This window comes from Stenotrophomonas sp. CASM101, assembly GCF_049384845.1.
GTDB classification, from domain to species: Bacteria; Pseudomonadota; Gammaproteobacteria; order Xanthomonadales; family Xanthomonadaceae; genus Stenotrophomonas; species Stenotrophomonas hibiscicola.
Genome location: NZ_JBMRFR010000005.1, coordinates 60,889 through 83,104, shown reverse-complemented (window position 1 = coordinate 83,104; position 22,216 = coordinate 60,889). Strand labels below are relative to the sequence as shown.

The following is a 22,216-nucleotide window of genomic DNA, read 5'->3' as shown; positions in this document are numbered from 1 at the left end:
AATGAGCCTGGCGCGGCGCAGCCGCTTTCTGCTGCCCGTGCTGCTGGCTTCCGGCGCGGCCTGGCCTGCCGCGCCTCCTCCGCCAACGCCAACGCCCCTGCCGCCGGTGGTCGCCGAAGCGCATCGGGTCCTGCGCCTGGACACCCAACGCTCGCAGATCGGTTTCGAGGTGCGCACCCGCTTCGGCCAGCGCATCGAAGGCGTGTTCCCGCACTTCGAGGGCCGCATCGAGATCCTCTCCGATGGCCGCCACCAGGTGCACCTCAAGATGTTCACGCGCTCGGTCGAGATCCCCGGCAAGGCGCGCTATACCGGCTGGATGCGCGGCGAGGAATTCTTCGACGCGGGCCGCCACCCGGTGGTCGAGTTCGACTCGCTGCCGTACTGGCCGGAGACCGTGGAAGAGGGGGGTGACATCAACGGCCGGCTGACCCTGCGCGGGGTCAGCCATCCCGAGAAGCTGAGGGTGGAGAAGGCGGAGTGCGCCCGACCCGGCTATGATTGCGACGTCGTCAGCCGCGGTACCGTGCAGCGAGGCCGGTATGGAATGGACAGCTGGCAGCTTGCCTTGAGTGATCGTGTGACCTTCGTATTGCGAGCGCGCCTGAGCGAGGCGCCGAAACCGTGAACCTCCTGCTGCGTGTACTGGCGCTGGCAACCGTGTTGCTGGGCAGCGGTTGTGCATCGCTGTCCAATACCGAGCGCGACCGCGCCGAAGCGATCGCCGTGCAGGCGCGCTCGACCCAGGTCGACTGCCAGCGCGCCGACCGCTGCGCACAGGACTCGCCGCTGCGGGCGCTGGCCGGCCGGGCGTTCACCGAATCCACCCCGGAGCAGCCGCGCCACTACGCCACCCTGCTGGACGAGGGAGAAGGCGCCCTGGTGGCGCGGCTGAACCTGTTGCGCAGCGCCACCCGCAGCATCGACCTGCAGACCTACATCTTCGACAAGGACGACAGCGCCCGGCTGGTCATCGACGAACTGCTGGCTGCATCGCGGCGCGGGGTGAAGGTGCGGGTGCTGATCGACCAGCTCTCGGCGATCTCCGACCTGCAGATCCTCGGCGCGCTGTCCGGCGCCCACCAGAACTTCCAGCTGCGGGTCTACAACCCGACGTTCGGCAAGGCCCGGCTGAATTACTTCGACTATGCCGGCAGCGTGCTGTGCTGCTTCCGGCGCTTCAACCAGCGCATGCACAACAAGCTGCTGGTGATCGACGACGCAATCGGCGTGGTCGGAGGCCGCAACTACCAGGACGACTACTACGACTGGGACCGCGAGTACAACTTCCGCGACCGCGACGTGCTGATTGCCGGCCCCGAGGCGCGTGCGATGGCGGCCAACTTCGATGCCTTCTGGCGTGCCCAGCGCAGCGTGCCGGCCGAGCGCCTGAATGATGTCGGCCGCACCCTGCTGCGCGAGGGCGTGCCGGCGCTGCCCCCCGCCACGTTCCGCCGCCCGGAACGGGTGCAGCGGGTCAGTGCCGAAGCCAATGACATGGACTTCGTCACCCGTTCCTTCGTGGATACCGCGCTGCCGGTGGCCTCGGTGCGCTATGTCGCCGACCTGCCGCGCAAGCATCGGCGCGAGAAGGCCGATGCCCCGCTGGCTGGCCAGCACGTGACCGAGCCCCAGCTGGATGCGCTCATTGCCGGTGCGCAGAAGGAAGTGATCCTGCAGACGCCGTACCTGGTGCTGTCCAAGCCCGCGCAGAAGCTGTTCCGCGAGCTGCGCAAGCGCCCGCAGCCACCGCGCGTGGTGGTGTCGAGCAACAGCCTGGCGGCCACCGACAATCCCATCGTGTATGCGCTGTCGTACAAGTACAAGCGGCGCAACATGCGCGAACTGGGCTTCAACATCTTCGAATACAAGCCGTTCCCGCTGGATGCGCCGGTTGATTACCGCAACCTGCTGCCCGACCCGATCGCCGCCCCCGGGGCAGACGACGACGGCGGCCGCAACCCGCTGATCGGCGGCAGCGCCGCCGGCAGCAATGCCGGGGGGGGCAGCGAGGGGGACCGGGCAACAACGCGCAGGCAGGCAGTGGTGAATCATCCGCGTACCGGCAGTGCCTACCAGAACGCGCGCGAACGCCGCCGCGCGGCCGGCAGCGAGGTGGAAACGCGCCTGCTGCGCACCGAAACGCGGCCCTCGTTCCTGGGCAGCAAGGCGGTCAACAAGCCATTGCCGGTCACCCGCAAGGGCGCGCGCATGGGCCTGCACGCCAAGTCGCTGGTGGTCGACCGCCGCATCGGCGTGGTCGGCACCCACAACTTCGATCCGCGCAGCGAGAACTACAACACCGAAGGCGCGGTGATCATCGATGATCCGGTGTTTGCCGAGCAGCTGGCCGAGAGCATCCTGCGCGATACCCATCCGCAGAACTCCTGGACGGTGGCGCCGCGGGCCAAGCCGCCGGTGCTGTCGGGGCTGAACTACAGCGTCGGCAAAGCCTCCGAAGCGCTGCCGATCCTCGACTTCTGGCCATGGCGCTATGCCACCGACTACGAGTTCAAGCCCGGCCCGGACTGCCCGCAGCCGCTGCCACGGCAGGACCCGGAGTTCCATCGCTGCTACGTTGCCGTCGGCGACTTCCCCGAAGTCAACGTCGGCCCGAAGTGGCTGCTGGTGCGCATGCTGACCGCATTCGGTGCCGGCCTCGTTCCCATTCTCTGAAGGTGACCGCATGACCCAGGTGTTCCGCGAAGCCGTTTCCCTCGAGCAGCTCAATGCGCTCAGCCGCAACACGGCGATCGAATCCCTGGGCATCGTCTTCAGCGCAGCGGGCGAAGACTGGCTGCAGGCCACCATGCCGGTGGACCAGCGCACCCGCCAGCCCTACGGCATCCTGCACGGCGGGGCCTCGGTGGTGCTGGCCGAGACGCTGGGCAGCAGCGCCGGCAACCTGTGCGTGGATACCGCAAAGCAGGTCTGCGTGGGCCTGGAGATCAATGCCAACCACGTGCGGGCGGTGCGCTCGGGGATTGTCACCGGCACCGCCCGCGCACTGCATGTGGGCCGCAGCACCCAGCTGTGGGAGATCCGCATCGAGGACGAGCAGGGTCGCCTGGTATGCATTTCGCGGCTGACCCTGGCGGTGGTGGCGGCCGGCCACGGTTGAGCCCCCGGTCGGGCGTGTTGACGACGGCAGAACCCAGCGTTCCCCACCGATTGCCCCGGTCAATGGCGGTTATGGCCTAAATCGGCTGGCAGCTGCTGCGACGCTCCGGTATCGTGCGCGGATGACTTCCCCCACTCCGGCCCCCCGTGGCGGCGTGGCGCGTGTGTGCCGTTACCTGTACCGCGTACCGCTGCTGTTGGTCCACATCACCGTGTTCCTGCCGCTGATCCTGATCGGCATGCTTCCGCCGTGGGGCGAGCTGCGCGTGGGCGAGGATACCTTCGGGGCGAAGGTGGTGAACTGGTGGCAGGGGGGCCTGATGTGGATCTTCGGCTTCCGCCTGGTGCAGATGGGCGCGCCGCTGCCCGGTGCCGTGCTGTTCGTGGCCAACCATGTCAGCTGGGTGGACATCTGCATCCTGCACAGCCAGCGCATGATGGGCTTCGTCGCCAAGCGCGAAATCGCCAGCTGGCCCCTGGTCGGCTGGCTCGCTGCGCGCGGGCAGACCATCTTCCACCAGCGTGGCAACACCGAGTCGCTGGGCGGGGTGATGCAGGTGATGGCCGATCGCCTGCGTGGCGGCAAGGCAGTGGGCGTGTTCCCGGAAGGGCGCACCCGCGGTGGCCACGAAGTGGGGCCGTTCCATGCCCGCATCTTCCAGGCCGCGGTTGAAACCGGCGTTCCGGTGCAGCCGGTGGCGCTGGTCTATGGGCTCAAGGGTGACGCACAGACCATCGTGGCATTCGGCCCCGGCGAGAGCTTCTTCGCCAATTTCCTGCGCCTGCTCGGTGAGCCGGCGCGGCGTGCGGAAGTGCACTTCCTGGCACCGATCGGTGCACAGGACCTGGAAGGCCGTCGGCGCATCGCGGAGACCTCGCGCGCGCGCATCGTGGCGGCCATGAGCACCGGTTGAGGGCACGGTGGCCCTGGTTCCGCCACCTGTCCTGGACGCCGGTACGCCGACGTTGCATGCGGCTGACTACCAGCCGCCGCGCTGGCTGCGCAACCCGCACCTGCAGTCGATGCTCAGCTCCAGCCGCATGCGCCTGCAGCGCGGCCTGCTGCTGCTGGCGGCCACCGGCGCGGTCAGCGAAGAGCTGATCCTCGACGGCGGCGATGGCGTGCGCCTGCAGGGCTGGCACAGCCATGTCGAAGGCCGCGAACCCAAGGGCATGGCCCTGCTGCTGCATGGCTGGGAGGGCAGTGCCGAATCCAGCTACATGCGCATGGCGGCCGCGCGCATGATCGAACAGGGTTTCGATGTCGTGCGCCTGAACTTCCGCGACCACGGCAACACCCATCACCTGAACCCCGGCATCTTCCACTCCAACCTGATCGATGAAGTGGTGCATGCCGCAGGAGACATCGCCCAGCGCTGGCCGCAGCTGCCGCTGGTGGCGGCCGGCTACTCACTGGGCGGCAATTTCGTGCTGCGCCTGGCCCTGCGCGCGCCGGCCGCCGGCGTGCCGCTGCTGCGCGTGGCCTCGGTGTGCCCGGTGTTGGACCCGGGGCTGACCATGGAGAGCATCGAGAATGGTCCGGCAATGTACGATTGGTACTTCCGACGCAAATGGGCCGGCTCGCTGCGCCGCAAGCGCGATCTGTTCCCCGAGCTGAGCGACTGCGACGACCGCGTGTTGAAGCTGGATATCCGTGCGCTGACCGCCTGGTTGGTTGAACGGCATACCAGCTTTGGCTCGCTGCAGGCCTATTTCGACGGCTACTCGATTGCCGGTGACCGCCTGTCGGCCCTGCAGGTGCCGGCCGACATCCTGATGGCGCAGGACGACCCGGTGATTCCCTATGCGACCTTCAGCGACTGGCAGCTGCCGCGCCACGCGCGCCTGGAGACCGCCTGCTGGGGAGGCCACTGCGGTTTCCTGGAAAACTGGCGGGGCGATGGCTTCTCCGAACGGTGGGTGGCGCAGCGCCTGCAGCGGGTGCTGGCGGGCTGAACCGGCACCGGCGCGTGGACCGCTACAATGCGGGTTTGCACTCGAACCGGACCGCCATGCAAGACCAGATCATCCAAGCGTTGCGCCAGAACCAGGCCGACCAGGCCGTGCAGCTGGCCCAGGCGTGGACCCGTGACGAACCCGGCCAGGCCGGGGCCCACCGCTGGCTGGCGCTTGCGCTGCAGCAGCAGGGCAAGGCCGAAGATGCCATGGAAGCCCTGCAGCAGGCGTTGCAGCTGGCACCGGACGACGCCCAGCTGCACCTGCAGCATGCTGGCCTGCTGCTGGCCCTGCGCCAGTACGAAGGCGCCGACGAAGCGCTGGCGCGCACCACCGGGCTCGACCCGAACTCCTTCTCCGCCTACCTGATGCAGGCGCACCTGGCGGTTGGCCGCAATGACTTCGACGAGGCACAACGCCTGTCCACCCTGGCCTCGCGCGTGGAGCCGGACCACCCCGAGCTGCTGACCATCGACGGCATGATCGCGCTGCGCCGCGATGACCCGGACCGTGCGCTGGTGCTGCTGTCGGCAGCCAACAAGGCCCAGCCGAATGACACCCGCGTGCTCTATGCGCTGGGCTTTGCCTACCTTGGCAAGGACATGCTGGCATTCGCCGAGCAGGCGTTCCGCCGCGTGCTGGAACTGAACCCGGCCATCAGCTCGCTGCATGGCCTGGTGGTGCAGCTGGCGCTGCGCCAGGGCAACGTGCCGGCGGCGGCCGAAGCCATGGAGGTGGCCCTGCGGCAGCCGGAGCTGGACGTGCCGGCGATGCGGCGCCTGGCCGGTGAGCTGGCGTTGCGCAACGGCCAGCCGCTGCAGGCGCTGGACCATCTGCTGCCCTTGCTGGAAGCGATCCCCGATGACCGCCAGCTGCTGCAGCTGCTGCTGATGTCCTGGCAGCGCCTTGGCCGCGAAGACGAGGCGCGTGCACGCCTCGACGCTGCCCTGGAGCAGCACCCGCAGCTGCATGATCTGTGGCTGGCGCGCCTGGCCGTGGAAGAAGTTGGCAGCCCCGCTGCCGCGGCGACCGTTGAACGCTGGATGGACGCCATGCCGGGCCACCTGCCGGCGCTGGAAGCACGCCTGCGCCTGCACGACATGGTGGGCGAGCACGAGCAGGCCGAAGCCATTGCCGAGCGTATCGTCAGCATTGAACCGGGGCGTGTCAGTGGCGAAACCCGCCTGGTTGAAGGGTTGCTGCAGCGTGATCCGCCTGCTGCGGTGGCCCGCGTGCAGGCGCTGGTCGAGCAGGCGCCGGAAGCGCATCGCGCCGATCTGCGCACCTGGATGGGCGAGATCCAGGACCGTGCCGGCCAGCCGCAGGAGGCCCTGCGTACCTGGCTGTCGCTGCAGGCCGACCAGGCCCCGCAACGCCTGCCGCTGCCACCGCAGGCCAAGTCTCCGCCAAGCTGGCCGGAGAAGGGTGAGATTGACGGCAACACCAGTTCCGCGCCGATCTTCCTCTGGGGCGCGCCGGGCTCGGGCGTGGAGCGCGTGGCGACCGGCCTGGCGGCCGCCAGCCCGGTGCTGCGCAGCGACCGCTACACCAGCAACCCGCCCGATGATGCGTTCCAGAACTACAACACGCTGCAGGATCTCGCTTCGGGCGTACTGACGCCGGAGCGGCTGGTGCAGCGTTGGCGCGAACAGCTGCCGGCGCGTGGCCTGCAGAGCGATACCGTCATCGACTGGCTGCTGTGGTGGGACAACGCCCTGCTGTGGGCGTTGCGCCCGCAGCTGCCGCAGGGGCGACTGGTGCTGGTGCTGCGTGATCCGCGCGACATGCTGCTGGACTGGGTGGCCTACGGTGCCGCCGCGCCGCTGGCGATGACCTCGCTGGCCGAAGCCAGTGAATGGCTGACCCGCGCGCTGAACCAGATTGCCACGCTGCATGAGGACGACCTGTACCCCCACGTGCTGCTGCGCATCGACCAGGTCGGCAACGATCCGCAGGCGATGGCCGAACTGCTGGGCCGCCTGTTCGAGCGGCCGATGCCGCCGGCGGCGCAGTTGGGCGCGCCGCGCTTCCCGCCCGGCCACTGGCGCAACTACCGCGACGTGATGAGCGCCGCCTTCGCCCAGCTCACCCCGGTTGCGGTGCGCCTGGGTTACCCGGAAGAGTGAGGAGATCCTGATGCAGCTGACCAGTAACAGCCTGACCAATGGCGCACCGATTGATCGTGAGTTCGCCGCCGGCGATGCCAATGGTTTTGCGCCCGACCGCAACCCGCACCTTGCCTGGAACGGGGCGCCGGCCGGCACCCGCTCGTTCCTGCTGGTGTGCGTGGACCCGGACGTGCCGACCGTGCCGGAGACGGTTGGCCGCAGCGACATGAGCGTGCCGCGTGACCAGCCACGTTGCGATTTCGTGCACTGGGTGATGGCCGATATTCCGGCCTCGGTGCAGGAGATCGCCGCAGGAAGCTGCAGCGACGGCTTCGTGGTGAAGGGAAAGCCCGCACCCGCCGGTCCGGCCGGCAGCCGCCAGGGCCTGAACGACTTCACCGGCTGGTTCGCGGGCAACCCGGACATGGCCGGTGATTACCTGGGCTATGACGGCCCGTATCCGCCGTTCAACGACGAGCGCATGCACCGCTATTTCTTCCGGGTATTCGCGCTGGATGTGGCGTCGCTGGACCTGCCGCAGCGCTTCACCGCCGCCGACGCGTACCGCGCCATGCACGGCCACGTGCTGGCCGAAGCCGCACTGCACGGCACCTACACGTTGAACCCGGCGCTGTAACCGCAACCCCGGTAGCGCCGGCCGCTGGCCGGCGTTGCTTTCGGTAGCGTCGAGCCATGCTCGGCTGCTTTTCCCGATAGACAGCAGCCGAGCATGGGCTCGGCTCTACAACGCACAACGAAGAAGGGCGGCCTCTCGGCCGCCCTTCCATCGTTTTATTTCTTCTCGATGGCCGACTCGACCACCATGTCCAGCACGTACGCCTGCGACGGCGCATCGGCCGGCGGGTTCTTCACCTCGTAGCGCTTCACGCGCACCACGTTGCGCACGCCGTCTTCGTGGGTGTAGCCCTCGATGGTGCCGTAGAAGTTCTCGAACTTGCCCGGCTCGCCCTGCTTCAGGCCCTTGTCGTCGAACTTCACTTCACGCACCTGCAGGCACTGGTAGTCCGGGATCAGCGGGTGCGAGCACTTCTCGGTCTTCGCGGCCACTTCCAGGAACACGGTTTCGCCGGCGCCGCCGTAACGGGTTTCAGCGGTCGGTTCCGGGTTGAAGACCAGCGTGTCGCCCTTGGCGGTGGTCAGGGTCAGCCTGCCATCAGCGTCCTGCTCGGCCTTCAGTTCGCCCTGCAGCCTGCTCGACACGGCCTCGTCCAGCGCCATCAGCGCCTTGTCGGTGCAGGCCATCATGGTCGAGGCCATCGCGCTGACGGCCAGCTTGCCAGCGTCGAAGGTATAACCACCGCCCATGCGGTTGCAGGTGTTGCTGACCGACAGGCGGCCGTCAGCGAAGTCGAGGGTGACCGGCTTGTCCTGGCGGGCGAACAGCGCGTCGATGCGCTTGCCGTCGGCGCCGGTGGCCTGCTGCAGCAGCCAGTGCTGGCTCTGCAGGCGCTGCGCGTCCAGATGCGCCAGCGTCTGCTGGTCCGCTGCCTTGGCCGCGGCCGGGGCCACGTCATCGCCGCCGGTGCCGGCCGGGGCCGGGGTCTGGCTGCACGCGGCCATCAGGGCCAGCGGGAGGAGCAGGGTGAGCTTGCGGTTCATGGTGATTCTCCTTGGGGAACCGTGGGGGAAACGGGGTGGGGCCGGCATTGGGGTTACCGTGCCCCGGTGCTGTTCAGCTGCCGGAGGGCAACCACAGCAGCAGCGCCGCGCCCAGCGCGATGCGGTAGAGGGCGAAGGCCGTGAACCTGTGCGACTTGATGTAGCCCATCAGCCACTTCACTACGACGAAGCCGGTGACGGCCGCGGCAAGGAAGGCCACGCCCACCTCGGTCCAGTTCTCGCTGCCCAGCTGCCCGTCCCTGGCCAGTTCCAGGAAGGTGTAGGCACTGGCGGCGAACATGGTGGGAATGCCGACCAGGAACACGAATTCGGCCGCCGCCGCGCGGCGGCTCAGGCCCAGCAGCATGGCCAGGAAGATCGCCGAGGCTGAGCGCGAGGTACCGGGGAATACGCCTGCCACCACCTGCGCCAGGCCGACGCCGATCGCCACGGTCCAGGTCACCTGGTCGCGGTCAGGCAGGCGCGCGGTGTAGGCCTCCACCAGCAGCATCCAGACACCGCCGATGATCAGCGCCCAGGCCACAGGACTGACCGTCTCCGGCAGCGACCAGCCGGCTTTGCGTACCACCAGGCCGACCACGGCGGTGACCAGGAAGGCCGCCCCCAGCTTGAATACATACTCCCGGTTCTCACGCTGGTTGAAGCCGGTGGCCAGCTGCAGCAGGCGCTGGCGGAACACCAGCACCACCGCGACGATCGCGCCGGCCTGGATGACGATGTTGAAGAAGTCCGAGCGGGCACCCAGCCAGTGCTGGGCAATGAGCAGATGGCCGGTGCTGGAGATCGGCAGGAATTCGGTCAAGCCTTCGAGGATGCCCAGCAGCAGGGCGGAGAGCAGGTCGGACATGGACGGTGCGGGCACGCGCGGCAGGAAGGAAGAAGGTCGAGAGGATAGACGATCCCTGCTGCACCAAACGGGTGCGCCTGCTGCCGACTGCACCCGTTTGGTGCGCGCTGTTCCGCACCGGTGCGGGGCGGACTTAGGGAAATCAACGACTTGCGGGTCGCAAAAAGTTGGCACGGTCATTGCTGTACCTCAGCAGGCATTCATCCCCATCCGAGGTCGTACCGATGTCCGTGGAAAACGTTGAGAAGCTGATCAAGGACAACCAGATCGAATTCGTCGATCTGCGTTTCGTGGACATGCGTGGCGTCGAGCAGCACGTCACCTTCCCGGTCAGCATCGTCGAGCCGTCGCTGTTCGAAGAAGGCAAGATGTTCGACGGCAGCTCGATCGCCGGCTGGAAGGGCATCAACGAATCGGACATGGTGCTGCTGCCGGACCCGTCCAGCGCCTACGTCGATCCGTTCTACGCCGATCCGACCCTGGTGATCAGCTGTGACATCCTCGATCCGGCCACCATGCAGGCCTATGGCCGCTGCCCGCGCGGCATCGCCAAGCGTGCCGAGGCCTACCTGAAGTCCTCCGGCATCGCCGAAACCGCGTTCTTCGGCCCGGAGCCGGAATTCTTCATCTTCGACTCGGTCCGTTTCGCCAACGAAATGGGCAACACCTTCTTCAAGGTCGACTCGGAAGAAGCGGCATGGAACAGCGGCGCCAAGTATGACGGCGCCAACAGCGGCTACCGTCCCGGCGTGAAGGGCGGCTACTTCCCGGTTCCGCCGACCGACACCCTGCACGACCTGCGCGCCGAGATGTGCAAGACCCTCGAACAGGTCGGCATCGAAGTGGAAGTGCAGCATCACGAAGTGGCCACCGCCGGCCAGTGCGAGATCGGCACCAAGTTCAGCACCCTGGTGCAGAAGGCCGACGAGCTGCTGCGCATGAAGTACGTCATCAAGAACGTCGCGCATCGCAACGGCAAGACTGTCACCTTCATGCCCAAGCCGATCGTCGGTGACAACGGCAGCGGCATGCATGTGCACCAGTCGCTGTCCAAGGGCGGCACCAACCTGTTCTCCGGTGACGGCTACGGTGGCCTGAGCCAGCTGGCGCTGTGGTACATCGGCGGCATCTTCAAGCACGCCAAGGCCATCAATGCCTTCGCCAACTCGGGCACCAACAGCTACAAGCGCCTGGTGCCGGGCTTCGAGGCGCCGGTGATGCTGGCCTACTCGGCCCGCAACCGTTCGGCCTCGTGCCGCATTCCGTGGGTGTCCAATCCGAAGGCGCGCCGCATCGAAATGCGCTTCCCCGACCCGATCCAGTCCGGCTACCTGACCTTCACCGCGCTGATGATGGCCGGCCTGGACGGCATCAAGAACCAGATCGACCCGGGTGCACCGAGCGACAAGGACCTGTACGACCTGCCGCCGGAGGAAGAGAAGCTGATCCCGCAGGTCTGCTCCTCGCTGGACCAGGCGCTGGAAGCGCTGGACAAGGACCGCGAGTTCCTCAAGGCCGGCGGCGTGATGAGCGATGACTTCATCGACGGCTACATCGCGCTGAAGATGCAGGAAGTGACCAAGTTCCGCGCGGCCACCCACCCGCTGGAATACCAGCTGTACTACGCGAGCTGACCGGGCGCGATGGCGGTGGGTTCCCCCTCCCACCCGCCGCCATCGCTTCCGTTCTCGCGGCTGGGGAGCCGCAGGGCGGGCGCAGGCCCGCCGTTGTAGAGCGGACTGTCAGTCCGCTGCATTGGAACGCGAGCCATTGGCCCGCTTATCCAGGGGCAAGAGAGAGACCGGATACGCGACCAGGGCCGCCCTCCCTCCCGCGTCGGTCGTGCAAGGAGAGAGGCACGGCCGTCCCGTCCCTGTACGTGTCCGGTGCAACAGCCACGGTCATCATCCTGATGACCCGTGGTTGCCTGATGCCAACGCGCGCTGGCGCGCTGGCCCCATCCACCCTCGGGACATGCGCATGAAACTGATCTCCGCCATCATCCGACCGTTCAAGCTCGACGAGGTCCGCGAGGCCCTGTCCGATGCAGGCGTGTCGGGCATCACCGTGACCGAAGTGAAAGGTTTCGGTCGCCAGAAGGGCCACACCGAGCTGTATCGCGGTGCCGAGTACGTTGTCGACTTCCTGCCCAAGATCAAGATCGAAACCGTCGTCACCGACGAACGTGCCGACGCGGTGATCGAAGCGATCCAGTCGTCTGCCGGCACCGGCAAGATCGGTGACGGCAAGATCTTCGTGACCGCTGTCGAGCAGGTCATCCGCATCCGCACCGGCGAAATCGGCGCCGACGCGCTGTAAGCCCCCTTCCGGAGACTCCCCCATGAAGATGCGCCTTCTCACCGGGTGGCAAGCCCGGTTCCATCTGGTGTGCCTGTTGATGCTGCTCAGCGCGCTGGCCGCTGGTGCCTGGCCGGGCAGCGCCCACGCCCAGGCACAGGTGTCGCCGCTGCCGAGCGAAACCGTGGCGGTCGAGCCGCTGCACGATCCGGCCGCCACCGCCGCCGCGCCGGCCGTGGCCGAAGCGGCCGCTGCCTATGATCGTGGCGACGTCGCCTGGATGCTCACCTCCACCTTGCTGGTGCTGTTGATGGTGGTTCCAGGCCTTGCCCTGTTCTACGGCGGCCTGGTGCGTTCGAAGAACGTGCTGTCGGTACTCAGCCAGATCCTGGTGGTGTTCTCGCTGGTGCTGCTGCTGTGGGTGGCCTATGGCTACAGTGCGGTGTTCAGCGCCGGCAATCCGTTCTTCGGCTCGTTCACCGAATTCGCCTTCCTCAAGGGCTTCACTCCGGAGTCGGTGGGCAATACGCCGATCAAGGGCCTGCCGGATTACCTGTTCGTCGCCTTCCAGTCGACCTTCGCCGGCATCACCACCGCGCTGATCGTCGGTGCCTTCGCCGAGCGCATCAAGTTCCGTGCGGTACTGCTGTTCTCGGCACTGTGGTTCACCCTCAGCTACATCCCGATGGCGCACATCGTCTGGGGCGGCGGCTACCTGGGTGAACTGGGCGCGATCGACTTCGCCGGTGGCACCGTGGTCCACATCAATGCGGGCGTGGCCGGCCTGGTCGGCGCGTGGCTCGTCGGCAAGCGCCTGGGCTACGGCCAGACCGCGCTGAAGCCGCACAACGTACCGTTTACCTACATCGGCGCCATGCTGCTGTGGGTAGGCTGGTTCGGCTTCAACGCCGGTTCCGCCGCTGCGGCCGATACGGTGGCCTCGCTGGCCTTCCTCAATACCGTGCTGGCCACCGCCGCCGCCGTGCTCGGCTGGACCCTGGTGGAAGCGATCGGCAAGGGCAAGCCGTCGGCGCTGGGTGCAGCCTCGGGTGCGGTGGCCGGCCTGGTCGGCATCACCCCGGCCTGTGGCACGGTCGGCCCGCTTGGCGCGATCGTCATCGGCTTCGTCGCCGGCGTGGTCTGCGTGTGGGGCGTGACCGGCCTCAAGCGCCTGCTGAAGGTGGACGACACCGCCGACGTGTTCGGTGTGCATGGCGTCGGCGGCATCGTCGGCGCGATCCTCACCGGCGTGTTCAGCGCGCAGTCGCTGGGCGGCACCAAGGCCGATCTGGATATCGGCCACCAGGTGTGGGTGCAGGTGGTCAGCGTCGGTCTCACCGTGGTGTGGTCGGCGGTGGTGACCGCGGTCATCCTGCTGCTGGTAAAGGTCGTGGTGGGCCTGCGCGTGACCGAAGAAGCAGAGCGCACTGGCCTGGATGTGACTTCGCACGGCGAGTCTGCCTACGAGGCCTGAGGTAGCGGCGTACTGACGTGGTGGGTGCCGACCGTTGGTCGGCACTTCCCCTGTCCTGGTTCTGGTAGGTGCCAAGCTTGCTTGGCACAGGGTCCGGGTCTGCTCTGGTGGGTGCCGACCGTTGGCTGGCACGGCCGGAGTGGCGCATCCACGCATGGCGTGGATCTACCGAATCTTTCTTGTGACATGCACCCTCGCGCCAGATCGCGCACAATCAGGCCATGCCTCCGATCCGCACCACACTGATGCTCTCGGCCTGCCTGTTGCTGGCCGCCTGCGCTTCCACGCCACGGGAAACGCGCAACCCGCTCGCCACCTGGGTGCCTTCGCCCAACCAGAACGCGCGCACGCCGGTCATCATCGTCATCCACCACACCGAGCAGAAATCGGTGCAGCAGAGCCTGCATACGCTGCGTACCGCCAACAGCGGTGGACCGGTCAGCGCGCACTACCTGATCGGCGCCGATGGCCATCGCTACCAGCTCGTCGCCGATGAGCGCCGTGCCTGGCATGCCGGCGCCGGGCGATGGGGCACCATCACCGATCTCAACTCGGCCTCGATCGGCATCGAGCTCGACAACGATGGCCGCAGCCCGTTCAGTGCGGCGCAGATCGAATCGCTGATCGTGCTGCTGCGCGACCTCACCACCCGCCTGAACATCCCGCCGCGCCAGGTGATCGCCCACGCCGACCTGGCACCGACGCGCAAGCAGGATCCGAGCCGCTTCTTCCCGTGGCAACAGCTGGCCGAGGCCGGCTTCGGCGTGTGGCCGCGCGCGGCCGACGGCGCGGCACCGGAAGGCTTCGACGCGTGGAATGCGCTGGCCCGCTTCGGCTATCCACTGGACAACCGAGAAGCCACCGTCGCCGCCTTCCACCGCCGTTTCCGTGGCCGCGACGACCTGCCCAAGGCGCTGGATGCCGAGGACGCCCGCATCCTGCATTCGTTGCTGCTGCAGATGCCGTGACTCCGCGCATGAACGCTTGACCCCGCGCCGGGTTGCCGCCCAGCGGCCGGCCCGCCACCATGGCGGCATGATCGATTCCGCTACCTTCTTCAAGCGCACGCACTGGACCCTGTTGGCAGCGGCGGTGCTCGCCGGTTGCGCCACCACCGCTCCCCGCACGGGTTCCGAAGCGCCCACGGCGACCTCACCGCCGGCGGCCACCTACGCCAAGGTCGACTGGAAAGCCCTGCCAGCGGTCTCAAACAGCGATCTGCAGGCCGGCTTCGTTGCCTGGCGCAGCAGCTGCACCCGCCTGAAGAACGACGCTGCCTGGGCCAAGCCCTGTGCCACCGCCGCAGCCGTGTCAGACAAGGACCCGGCCGCGATCCGCCAGTTCCTGCAGCGCGACCTCGATGCCTATGCGCTGCGTGCCGGTGGCCATCAGGCCGACGGATTGATCACCGGTTACTACGAGCCGATCTACCCCGGCAGCCTTACCCGTACCGATAAGGCCACGGTGCCGGTGTACGGCACGCCGGATGATCTGATCGTGGTGCAGCTGGACAGCCTCTACCCGGAACTGAAGGGCAAGCGCCTGCGCGGGCGGGTTGAGGGCAAAGTACTCAAGCCCTATGACGACGCCGGCACCATCGCCGCCAAAGGCGTAAAGGCGCCGGTGCTGGCCTGGCTGACCGACCCGATGGACCTGCAGCTGCTGCAGATCCAAGGGTCCGGCCGCGTGCGCCTGGCTGATGGCACGCAGGTGCGGATGGCCTATGCCGAGCAGAACGGCCACCCCTACCGTGCGATCGGTCGCTGGCTGGTGGACCAGGGCCAGCTGAAGAAGGAAGACGTCACCATGGACGCGATCCGCGCCTGGGCCCGGGCCCATCCCGCGCGCGTGCCGGAACTGCTGCGCAGCAACCCCAGCTACGTGTTCTTCGTGCGCACTCCGGACAGCCCGGAAGGTCCGCGTGGTTCACTGAACGTACCGCTCACCGCCGGCTACAGCGTGGCGGTGGATCGCACCGTGGTACCGCTGGGCAGCCTGCTGTGGCTGTCCACCACGCGCCCGGACGGCAGCCCGGTGGTGCGCCCGGTGGCCGCGCAGGACACTGGCGGTGCCATCGCCGGCGAAGTGCGCGCCGACCTGTACTGGGGCAGCGGCGAAGCCGCCGGCAAGCTGGCCGGCGACATGAAGCAGAAGGGCAACATCTGGATGTTGTGGCCGAAGGGCGTGGCGTTGCCAGCGCCGGCCCGCTGAAGCGCCCACCTGCGCGCTGCGAGGTCGGGCGATAATGGCGCCATTCCGCACTTTCCGGCCGCGCCAGCGGCCAGGGCTCCTGCAATGACCTACGCAAAGCACAACGCAAAACCCGGCGCGAAGTCCGCCGCAAAGAAGTACTACAAGCACTGGGCCGAATCGGGCCTGGGCAAGGGCAACGTGCTGATGGAAGCGCGCGGCGAGAAGATCGTGCGGCAGGTGGAAATCTACGGCACCAGGATGGTCTGGGCCGACGAGCATGCCCACAGCGACGACCGCTTCCTGCTGGCCGACCAGCCGGTGTCGTTCCTGGATTTCGACGAGGACGACGAAATCTCCGCGCGTGAATTCGAAGCCGCCTGGAAGAAGGCACGGGAAGCCACCGGCTACCCGGTGTAATCCCCCCGGCTCCCGCCCTTGTAGCGCCGAGCTTTGCTCGACGCTGCAAAGCGGGCGCGTGAAATGTTATATAATTACATTTCACCGTAATCGCCCCTTCCCATGACTCCCACCCTTTTGGCCGCCTTGGCGGCCGCGCCGTTCGCCCCTGAAGCTTTCGCACAGTCCGCCGATGCCGCGCTCACCCTCGGCAAGGTGCAGGTGCACCAGCACGGCGAAGGCCAGCTCAGTGCGCACCAGGTACTGACTTCGGTGGACGTGCTCGGCGCGGACCAGATCGAAGACCGCAACGTCTCGCACAGCTGGGAGCTGCTGGGGCAGATGCCCGGCATCCAGCTCACCGAAACGCGGCAGGGTGCCGAATCGGGCAAGGTCAGCTTCCGCGCCTTCAACGGCGAGGGCTACCTCAACGCGATCAAGACCCTCATTGACGGCATCCCCAGCAACGTCAACAGCGGCAACCAGCGCTTCATCGACATGCTGTTCCCGCTGGACATCAGCTACATCGAAGTGGTGCGCGGTACCAACGACCCGCGCTATGGCCTGCACAACATCGGCGGCAACGTGAACTTCGGTACGCGCCAGGGTGGCAGCTACACCGATGCGCGCCTGGCCTACGGCAGCTACAACACCCGCGATGTGCAGCTGGCGGTCGGCCGTGAAGCCAATGGCTTCGCGCAGAACTATTTCGTCGGCACCCAGGCCAGCGACGGCTACCGCGACCACGACACCTCGAAGAAGTATTCGCTGGGCGGCAAGTGGTTCCATGGCTCGCTGGACGACGGCCTGCGCTTGGGCCTGACCGCGCGCGCGTACCACCACGAAGCCGACGAACCCGGCTTCATGACCGCCGAGGAGCTGCGTACGCACCGCCGTGGCAGCGACCTGCGCAACGGCAACGATGGCGATGAACGCGACATGCGCCAGATCGCCGCGCACCTGGACATGAAACTGTCCGACGCGCTCACCTTCGGCACGCGGCTGTACTACAACCGCTATGAAGACGATCGCCGCGTGACCTTCAGCGACCTGCCCAACGGCAACCTGCCGCGCCAGCGCCGCGTGTGGGACGAGCGGCAGCATGGCCTGCTCACCACGCTCACCTGGCAGGCCAGGCCCACGCTTACCGTCGAGGGTGGCCTGAACTACGAGCAGCAGGACAACGGCTACATCCGCGAGCGCTACGCCTACGCCGAACCCACCGACTTCAGCCAGCCACCGGCGCGGGTGCAGAACAATGATCGCCACAGCTTCGACAACTGGGGCGCCTACGTGCAGGCGATCTACCAGCCCGTCGAAGCCTGGAAGGTCGTGCCGGCCTATCGCGTCGACCGCTTCAGCGGCCGCACGCACCTGATGAACGGCATCACCGCTCGGCTGCAGGATTACGGCAGCATCGGCCAGCCCAAGCTGAGCATCATCCACAGCCTGGGCCAGACCACCCACGTCTACGCGAACTGGGGCCGCACCTTCCAGGTGCTGACCGGGTCCACCGCACCGGCCTACCTCACCCCGGGACAGGCACCGATGCAGCCGTCCACCAACACCGGCATGGAGCTGGGCCTGAAGTTCCAGCCGTTCGCGGGCGCCCAGGCACGTCTGGCGGCGTGGCAGCAGGATGCGGAAAACGAGGTATCCAACATGCCGGCCACCGGAACCACGGTCATTCTGGGCAAGACCCGCCGGCGCGGCGTGGATGCGCAGTTGAGCATGCAACTGGGCGACGACTGGACGGTGTGGGCGTCGCACGCCTACCAGGAAGCGAAGATCACCCGCGACGACCGCGATGCCGGCGTTTCCCTGCAGGGACGTCAAGTGGCTGCCACCCCGCGCCACATCAGCAATCTGGGCGTGGATTACCGCGCCGGTGATGCGCTGCGGCTGGGCCTGCAGGCGCGTGCACAGGGCGATTACTACCTGGAAGAGCGCAACGTAGCCGGCAAGTTCGGTGGCTTCGCCGTGCTCGACCTCAGTGCTGCCTACCAGCTCACCCCGCGATTCAGCGTGGACCTGCAGCTGAAGAACGCCACCAATCGCCAGTACGCCTACGCCTGGTACGACAGCTTCTTCTGGGACAGCGCCCGCCCGATGTTTTCGCCGGCCCCGGGACGCAGTGTGTTCGTCGGCCTCAACATGAAGCTGTAACCGGCCACGCATCTGGTAGTGGTCGAGCTCGCTCGACCTGCGGCAGGGGCCGGAGCCCTTTTCTGGCGGAACGTGCTCTGACCCCGAACCCCGCGTTTTGCACTACATTGGTGCAATGTCCGACCCCGCACCGCCGCCGACCCTTGAAGCCCTGGGCACGCCGCTGGCGTGGGCCGGGGCCGATGGCCGCATCATCGGCTGCAATCCGGCCTTCGGCCGCTGGCTGGGCGTCAGCGGGCGCCGCCTGCTGGGCCAGCCGCTGGCTGCACTGGAAGTGCAGGGCGAAGCGCTGGCCCACTTCCTGGCACGCGATGAGCGCGACAGCCTGCGCCTGAACCGGTTGGCGCTGGCGGTGCCCGGCGAGGCGCCGCGCTTCGCCGAGGGCTGGATGAGCCGCCGCGACGATGGCGGCTGGTTGCTGGAGGCACATCCGGTCGACGAATTCCCTGGGCTGGACCCGACGCAGGCCCTGCCCAGCGCGCTCAGCGCGGCGCTGAAGGGCCTGGCCCACGAGCTGCGCAACCCGCTGGCCGGGTTGAAGGGTGCGGCCCAGCTGCTGGCCCGCCGCGCGGCCCAGCGCGAGGCCAGCGAACGCGAACTGATCGAACTGATCGGCTCGGAGATCGAGCGCCTCAACGGCCTGCTCGACCAGCTGCTGTCGCCGGCCCCGGCCGCACCCCACGCCGAACTGAACATCCATGCCGCGCTGGAACGCGTGCTGCGCCTGGCCGAGAACGAGGCCGGCTGGGCAGTACGCCTGCAGCGCGACTACGACCCCAGCATTCCCGAATTCCGTGGCGACGCCGACCGTCTTACCCAGGCGGTGTGGAACCTGGTGCGAAACGCAATCCAGGCCGGTGCCGGCAGCATCACCCTGCGCACCCGCGTGGAGCATGGCGCGCGCATCGCCGAGCAGCTGCACACGCTGGCGTTGCGCCTGGAAATTGCCGACGACGGCCGTGGTGTACCCGAGGAACTGGCCGAGCACCTGTTCCTGCCGCTGGTCAGTGGCCGCGCCGAAGGCACTGGCCTGGGCCTGGCGCTGGCCCAGCAGGTGGCGCGCGAGCACCGCGGCACGCTGACCTACCGCTCGCGCCCGGGCCATACCGTGTTCACCCTGCTGCTGCCGATTGTCAGTGGCGCCGCCCCGGCCGAGGAGGCCCCGCGCGATGTCTGAGTCTTCTTCGTCCCCGCAGCGCATCTGGGTGGTCGATGACGATCGTGCCGTGCGCTTCGTGCTGTGCACCGCGCTGCGCGAGGCGGGCTACCAGGTCGTCGATTTCGACAGCGCTGCGGCAGCCCTGCAGGCCCTGGGCGAAGGCGCGCCGCCGGCGCTGCTGTTCACCGATGTGCGCATGCCTGGCGACGATGGCCTGGTGCTGCTGGACAAGCTCAAGGCCGCGTTGCCGCAGCTGCCGGTGGTCGTGATGTCGGCCTATACCGATGTGGCCAGCACGGCCGGTGCGTTCCGCGGCGGCGCGCATGAATTCCTGTCCAAGCCGTTCGACCTGGACGATGCCGTGGCGCTGGCGCAGCGCGTGCTGCCGGCGGTGGCGCCGGCACTGGCAGCGCCCACGCCTGCGCCGGAAGCGCATGGCGACCAACCGCCGCAACTGGTGGGTGAGACGCCGCCGATGCGCGCGCTGTTCCGCGCCATCGGTCGCCTGGCGCAGGCACCGCTGGCGGTGCTGATCACCGGCGAGACCGGCACCGGCAAGGAGCTGGTGGCCAATGCACTGCATCGCGAATCGCCGCGTGCGCATGGGCCGTTCGTCGCGCTCAATACTGCTGCCATTCCGTCCGAGCTGCTGGAAAGTGAGCTGTTCGGCCATGAAGCCGGCGCCTTCACCGGCGCGCAGCGCCGCCATACCGGCCGCTTCGAGCAGGCCGATGGCGGCACGCTGTTCCTGGATGAGATCGGCGACATGCCGCTGCCGTTGCAGACCCGGTTGCTGCGCGTGCTGGCGCAGGGCGAGTTCTTCCGCGTCGGTGGCCGCGAACTGATCCGCGTCGATGTGCGCGTGGTGGCCGCCACCCACCAGGACCTGGAAGGGCTGGTCGCGCAGGGGAAGTTCCGCGCGGACCTGCTGCACCGCCTCGACGTGGTGCGCCTGCAGCTGCCGCCGCTGCGCGAGCGCCGTGAAGATATCGCGCAACTGGCCAGCACCTTCCTGGCCGCCGCCGCACGCAGGCTGGACACGCCGCCCAAGCGCCTGACCGCCGCCGCACTGCAGGCGCTGCGCGAACACGACTGGCCCGGCAACGTGCGCGAACTGGAAAACGTGTGCTGGCGGATGGCCGCGCTGGCCGCCGCTGACACCATCGGGGTGGCCGACGTCGATACCGCGCTGAACCGTACGCGGGGCGGTCGCGGCAGCATCAGCGGTGCCGATCCAGGCCAGTGGGAAGCGCTGCTGGCCGAATGGGCGCGCCGCCAGCTCGCCGAAGGCGTGGAAGGGCTGCATGCGCAGGTGCGCGAGCGGGTCGACCATGCGCTGCTGGAAGCGGCGCTTCAGATCACCCATGGCCGCCGCGCCGAAGCCGCTGCCCGCTTGGGCCTGGGCCGCAATACCCTTACCCGCAAGCTGGGCGCTGGCCGCCGCCGCGGGGCCCATTGAACGGTCCCTGCACGCGATCCTCGCGCCCGCTTGCCGAACCGTTGATCGTTCATGGACGATGCCGTCCGTAGTGTCACCTGCAAGGAGTCTTCGATGCGTCTGTCCTTTGCCATCCTGCCGTTGTCCGCCGCCGTGCTGCTGTCTGCCTGTGGCAGCGCGCCGAAGAAGGCCGAGCCCACCCCGCCACCACCGACCGTGGTCAGCGCCGCGAAACAGGCCGAGGCCAATCTCTCGCCGGCCTCGGCCAGTATCGTCAGTGGCCGCATCGCGCTGATGGTGGAGCCCGGTGGCCTCCACATCACCGGCCTGATCGGTGGCCTGCAGCCGATGCAGCAGGCCGGCTTCCATATCCATGAGCGTGGCGACTGCAGCGCGGTGGATGCCAGCAGTGCCGGCAATCACTTCAATCCCGGTGGCGCTGCGCATGGCCGCGCCGGCACCGGCAAGCACCACCTGGGCGACATGGACAATCTGCGTGCCGACGCCCACGGCCGCGCCAACGTCGATATCCACCTCAAGGGCGTTACCCTTGGCGGAGGCGCCGCCACCGATATCGCCGGACGTGCACTGGTCGTGCATGCCAACGCCGACGACTATCGCAGCCAGCCCGCCGGCAATGCCGGCGTCCGCATCGCCTGTGGCGTGATCCGGGTCGTCCGCTGATCACTGCAGGCATCATCGAGGGAGAGATTCCAATGCGTCTGATCCACACTTCGCTGTTTGCGGCCATCGCCGCGCTGGGCCTGGCGGCCTGTAATCAGCAGCCCGCCACGCCGCAGACTGAAACTCCGCCGGCCGCGCCGGCCGACGGCGCCACCACCGGACCGGCGGCAACTCCGGAACCGGCTGCGGCACCGGCGGCCGATGCTTCGGCAACGGCCGAGCTGGCACCGACCCAGGGCAACGAGACCAAGGGCAGCGTCACCTTCAAGGTGGTTGATGGCAAGGTGCACGTGACCGGCCAGGTTACGGGCCTGAAGCCGGGTAGCGAGCACGGTTTCCACATCCACGAGAAGGGCGACTGCAGCGCGCCGGACGGCATGAGTGCCGGCGGCCACTTCAACCCGGGCAAGCAGGACCACGGAAGCGTGGCGGCCGATCCGCACCACGGCGGCGACATGCCCAACATCAAGGCCGACGACAAGGGCGTGGCCACCATCGACGGCCTGGTGTCGAGCAACGTCAACATCGGCAAGGGTGATGACTTCGACATCATCGGCCGCGGCCTGATCGTCCACGCCGACGCGGACGACTACAAGACCCAGCCGACCGGCAACGCCGGCGCGCGCCTGGCATGTGCGGTGATCCAGAAGGCCCCGTAAGGACGCTTTTGCTGGAAACGGAAAACGCCGGCGCAAGCCGGCGTTTTTCTTTGCATCGCTTCCTGTAGAGCCGAGCC

At 67.9% G+C, this 22,216-nt stretch carries 20 protein-coding genes; 18 read left to right on the top strand and 2 right to left on the bottom strand.

What is annotated here, in order from left to right; genetic code table 11:
• The first annotated feature begins 1 nt into the window (after nt 1).
• From VG543_RS10055 to VG543_RS10025, 7 genes are all read left to right on the top strand, one after another.
• On the top strand, nt 2–628 hold the full coding sequence (locus tag VG543_RS10055) for a YceI family protein (RefSeq protein ID WP_019661947.1): 627 nt from the start codon (nt 2–4) through the stop codon (nt 626–628).
• A complete protein-coding gene (locus VG543_RS10050) occupies nt 625–2,676 on the top strand; it encodes a phospholipase D family protein (protein WP_021204082.1) in 2,052 nt (683 codons plus the stop codon). Before VG543_RS10055 ends, VG543_RS10050 begins: the two co-directional genes overlap by 4 nt.
• Nucleotides 2,677–2,686: 10 nt before the next feature.
• Nucleotides 2,687–3,121: a hotdog fold thioesterase gene (locus tag VG543_RS10045; protein ID WP_021204081.1), complete on the top strand. Its 435-nt coding sequence runs from the start codon at nt 2,687–2,689 to the stop codon at nt 3,119–3,121.
• Between the two features lie 121 nt (nt 3,122–3,242).
• Nucleotides 3,243–4,034: a lysophospholipid acyltransferase family protein gene (locus VG543_RS10040; RefSeq protein ID WP_058980256.1), complete on the top strand. Its 792-nt coding sequence runs from the start codon at nt 3,243–3,245 to the stop codon at nt 4,032–4,034.
• A 52-nt stretch (nt 4,035–4,086) separates the two neighbouring features.
• Complete coding sequence (locus VG543_RS10035; protein ID WP_026347255.1) at nt 4,087–5,076, top strand: YheT family hydrolase; 990 nt, start codon at nt 4,087–4,089, stop codon at nt 5,074–5,076.
• 56 nt (nt 5,077–5,132) lie between these two features.
• Nucleotides 5,133–7,202, top strand: a complete 2,070-nt coding sequence (locus VG543_RS10030) for a tetratricopeptide repeat protein (protein WP_111102907.1) — start codon at nt 5,133–5,135, stop codon at nt 7,200–7,202.
• 10 nt (nt 7,203–7,212) lie between these two features.
• The gene (locus tag VG543_RS10025; RefSeq protein WP_058980253.1) at nt 7,213–7,821 is read left to right on the top strand and encodes a YbhB/YbcL family Raf kinase inhibitor-like protein; all 609 of its coding nucleotides are present in this window, start codon (nt 7,213–7,215) and stop codon (nt 7,819–7,821) included.
• Between the two features lie 155 nt (nt 7,822–7,976).
• Here the strand turns inward: VG543_RS10025 and VG543_RS10020 are convergent, their stop codons facing one another.
• On the bottom strand, nt 7,977–8,804 hold the full coding sequence (locus VG543_RS10020) for an META and DUF4377 domain-containing protein (RefSeq protein ID WP_155028770.1): 828 nt from the start codon (nt 8,802–8,804) through the stop codon (nt 7,977–7,979).
• 73 nt (nt 8,805–8,877) lie between these two features.
• Nucleotides 8,878–9,672, bottom strand: coding sequence for an undecaprenyl-diphosphate phosphatase (locus tag VG543_RS10015; RefSeq protein WP_111097740.1), 795 nt, complete (start codon nt 9,670–9,672; stop codon nt 8,878–8,880).
• Between the two features lie 224 nt (nt 9,673–9,896).
• Here VG543_RS10015 and glnA point away from each other — a divergent pair, with 224 nt between their 5' ends.
• The 11 genes from glnA (at nt 9,897) to VG543_RS09960 (ending at nt 22,139) form a co-directional block, all read left to right on the top strand.
• A complete protein-coding gene (gene glnA, locus VG543_RS10010; protein ID WP_019661939.1) occupies nt 9,897–11,306 on the top strand; it encodes a type I glutamate--ammonia ligase in 1,410 nt (469 codons plus the stop codon).
• Nucleotides 11,307–11,652: 346 nt separating this feature from the next.
• On the top strand, nt 11,653–11,991 hold the full coding sequence (locus VG543_RS10005; protein WP_004134334.1) for a P-II family nitrogen regulator: 339 nt from the start codon (nt 11,653–11,655) through the stop codon (nt 11,989–11,991).
• Nucleotides 11,992–12,013: 22 nt separating this feature from the next.
• Complete coding sequence (gene amt / locus VG543_RS10000; RefSeq protein ID WP_312543084.1) at nt 12,014–13,444, top strand: ammonium transporter; 1,431 nt, start codon at nt 12,014–12,016, stop codon at nt 13,442–13,444.
• 221 nt (nt 13,445–13,665) lie between these two features.
• Nucleotides 13,666–14,412, top strand: a complete 747-nt coding sequence (locus VG543_RS09995) for an N-acetylmuramoyl-L-alanine amidase (protein WP_206621525.1) — start codon at nt 13,666–13,668, stop codon at nt 14,410–14,412.
• A 67-nt stretch (nt 14,413–14,479) separates the two neighbouring features.
• A complete protein-coding gene (locus VG543_RS09990) occupies nt 14,480–15,655 on the top strand; it encodes a murein transglycosylase A (protein ID WP_423178894.1) in 1,176 nt (391 codons plus the stop codon).
• Nucleotides 15,656–15,739: 84 nt separating this feature from the next.
• Nucleotides 15,740–16,054, top strand: coding sequence for a hypothetical protein (locus VG543_RS09985; RefSeq protein WP_021204073.1), 315 nt, complete (start codon nt 15,740–15,742; stop codon nt 16,052–16,054).
• Nucleotides 16,055–16,156: 102 nt separating this feature from the next.
• The gene (locus VG543_RS09980) at nt 16,157–18,199 is read left to right on the top strand and encodes a TonB-dependent receptor (protein WP_423178893.1); all 2,043 of its coding nucleotides are present in this window, start codon (nt 16,157–16,159) and stop codon (nt 18,197–18,199) included.
• A 115-nt stretch (nt 18,200–18,314) separates the two neighbouring features.
• On the top strand, nt 18,315–19,376 hold the full coding sequence (locus tag VG543_RS09975; protein ID WP_308305905.1) for a two-component system sensor histidine kinase NtrB: 1,062 nt from the start codon (nt 18,315–18,317) through the stop codon (nt 19,374–19,376).
• The gene (gene ntrC / locus VG543_RS09970) at nt 19,369–20,817 is read left to right on the top strand and encodes a nitrogen regulation protein NR(I) (RefSeq protein WP_423178891.1); all 1,449 of its coding nucleotides are present in this window, start codon (nt 19,369–19,371) and stop codon (nt 20,815–20,817) included. Before VG543_RS09975 ends, ntrC begins: the two co-directional genes overlap by 8 nt.
• A gap of 93 nt (nt 20,818–20,910) precedes the next feature.
• Nucleotides 20,911–21,480, top strand: a complete 570-nt coding sequence (locus tag VG543_RS09965; protein ID WP_423178890.1) for a superoxide dismutase family protein — start codon at nt 20,911–20,913, stop codon at nt 21,478–21,480.
• A gap of 32 nt (nt 21,481–21,512) precedes the next feature.
• The gene (locus VG543_RS09960) at nt 21,513–22,139 is read left to right on the top strand and encodes a superoxide dismutase family protein (protein ID WP_423178889.1); all 627 of its coding nucleotides are present in this window, start codon (nt 21,513–21,515) and stop codon (nt 22,137–22,139) included.
• Nucleotides 22,140–22,216 lie beyond the last annotated feature (77 nt).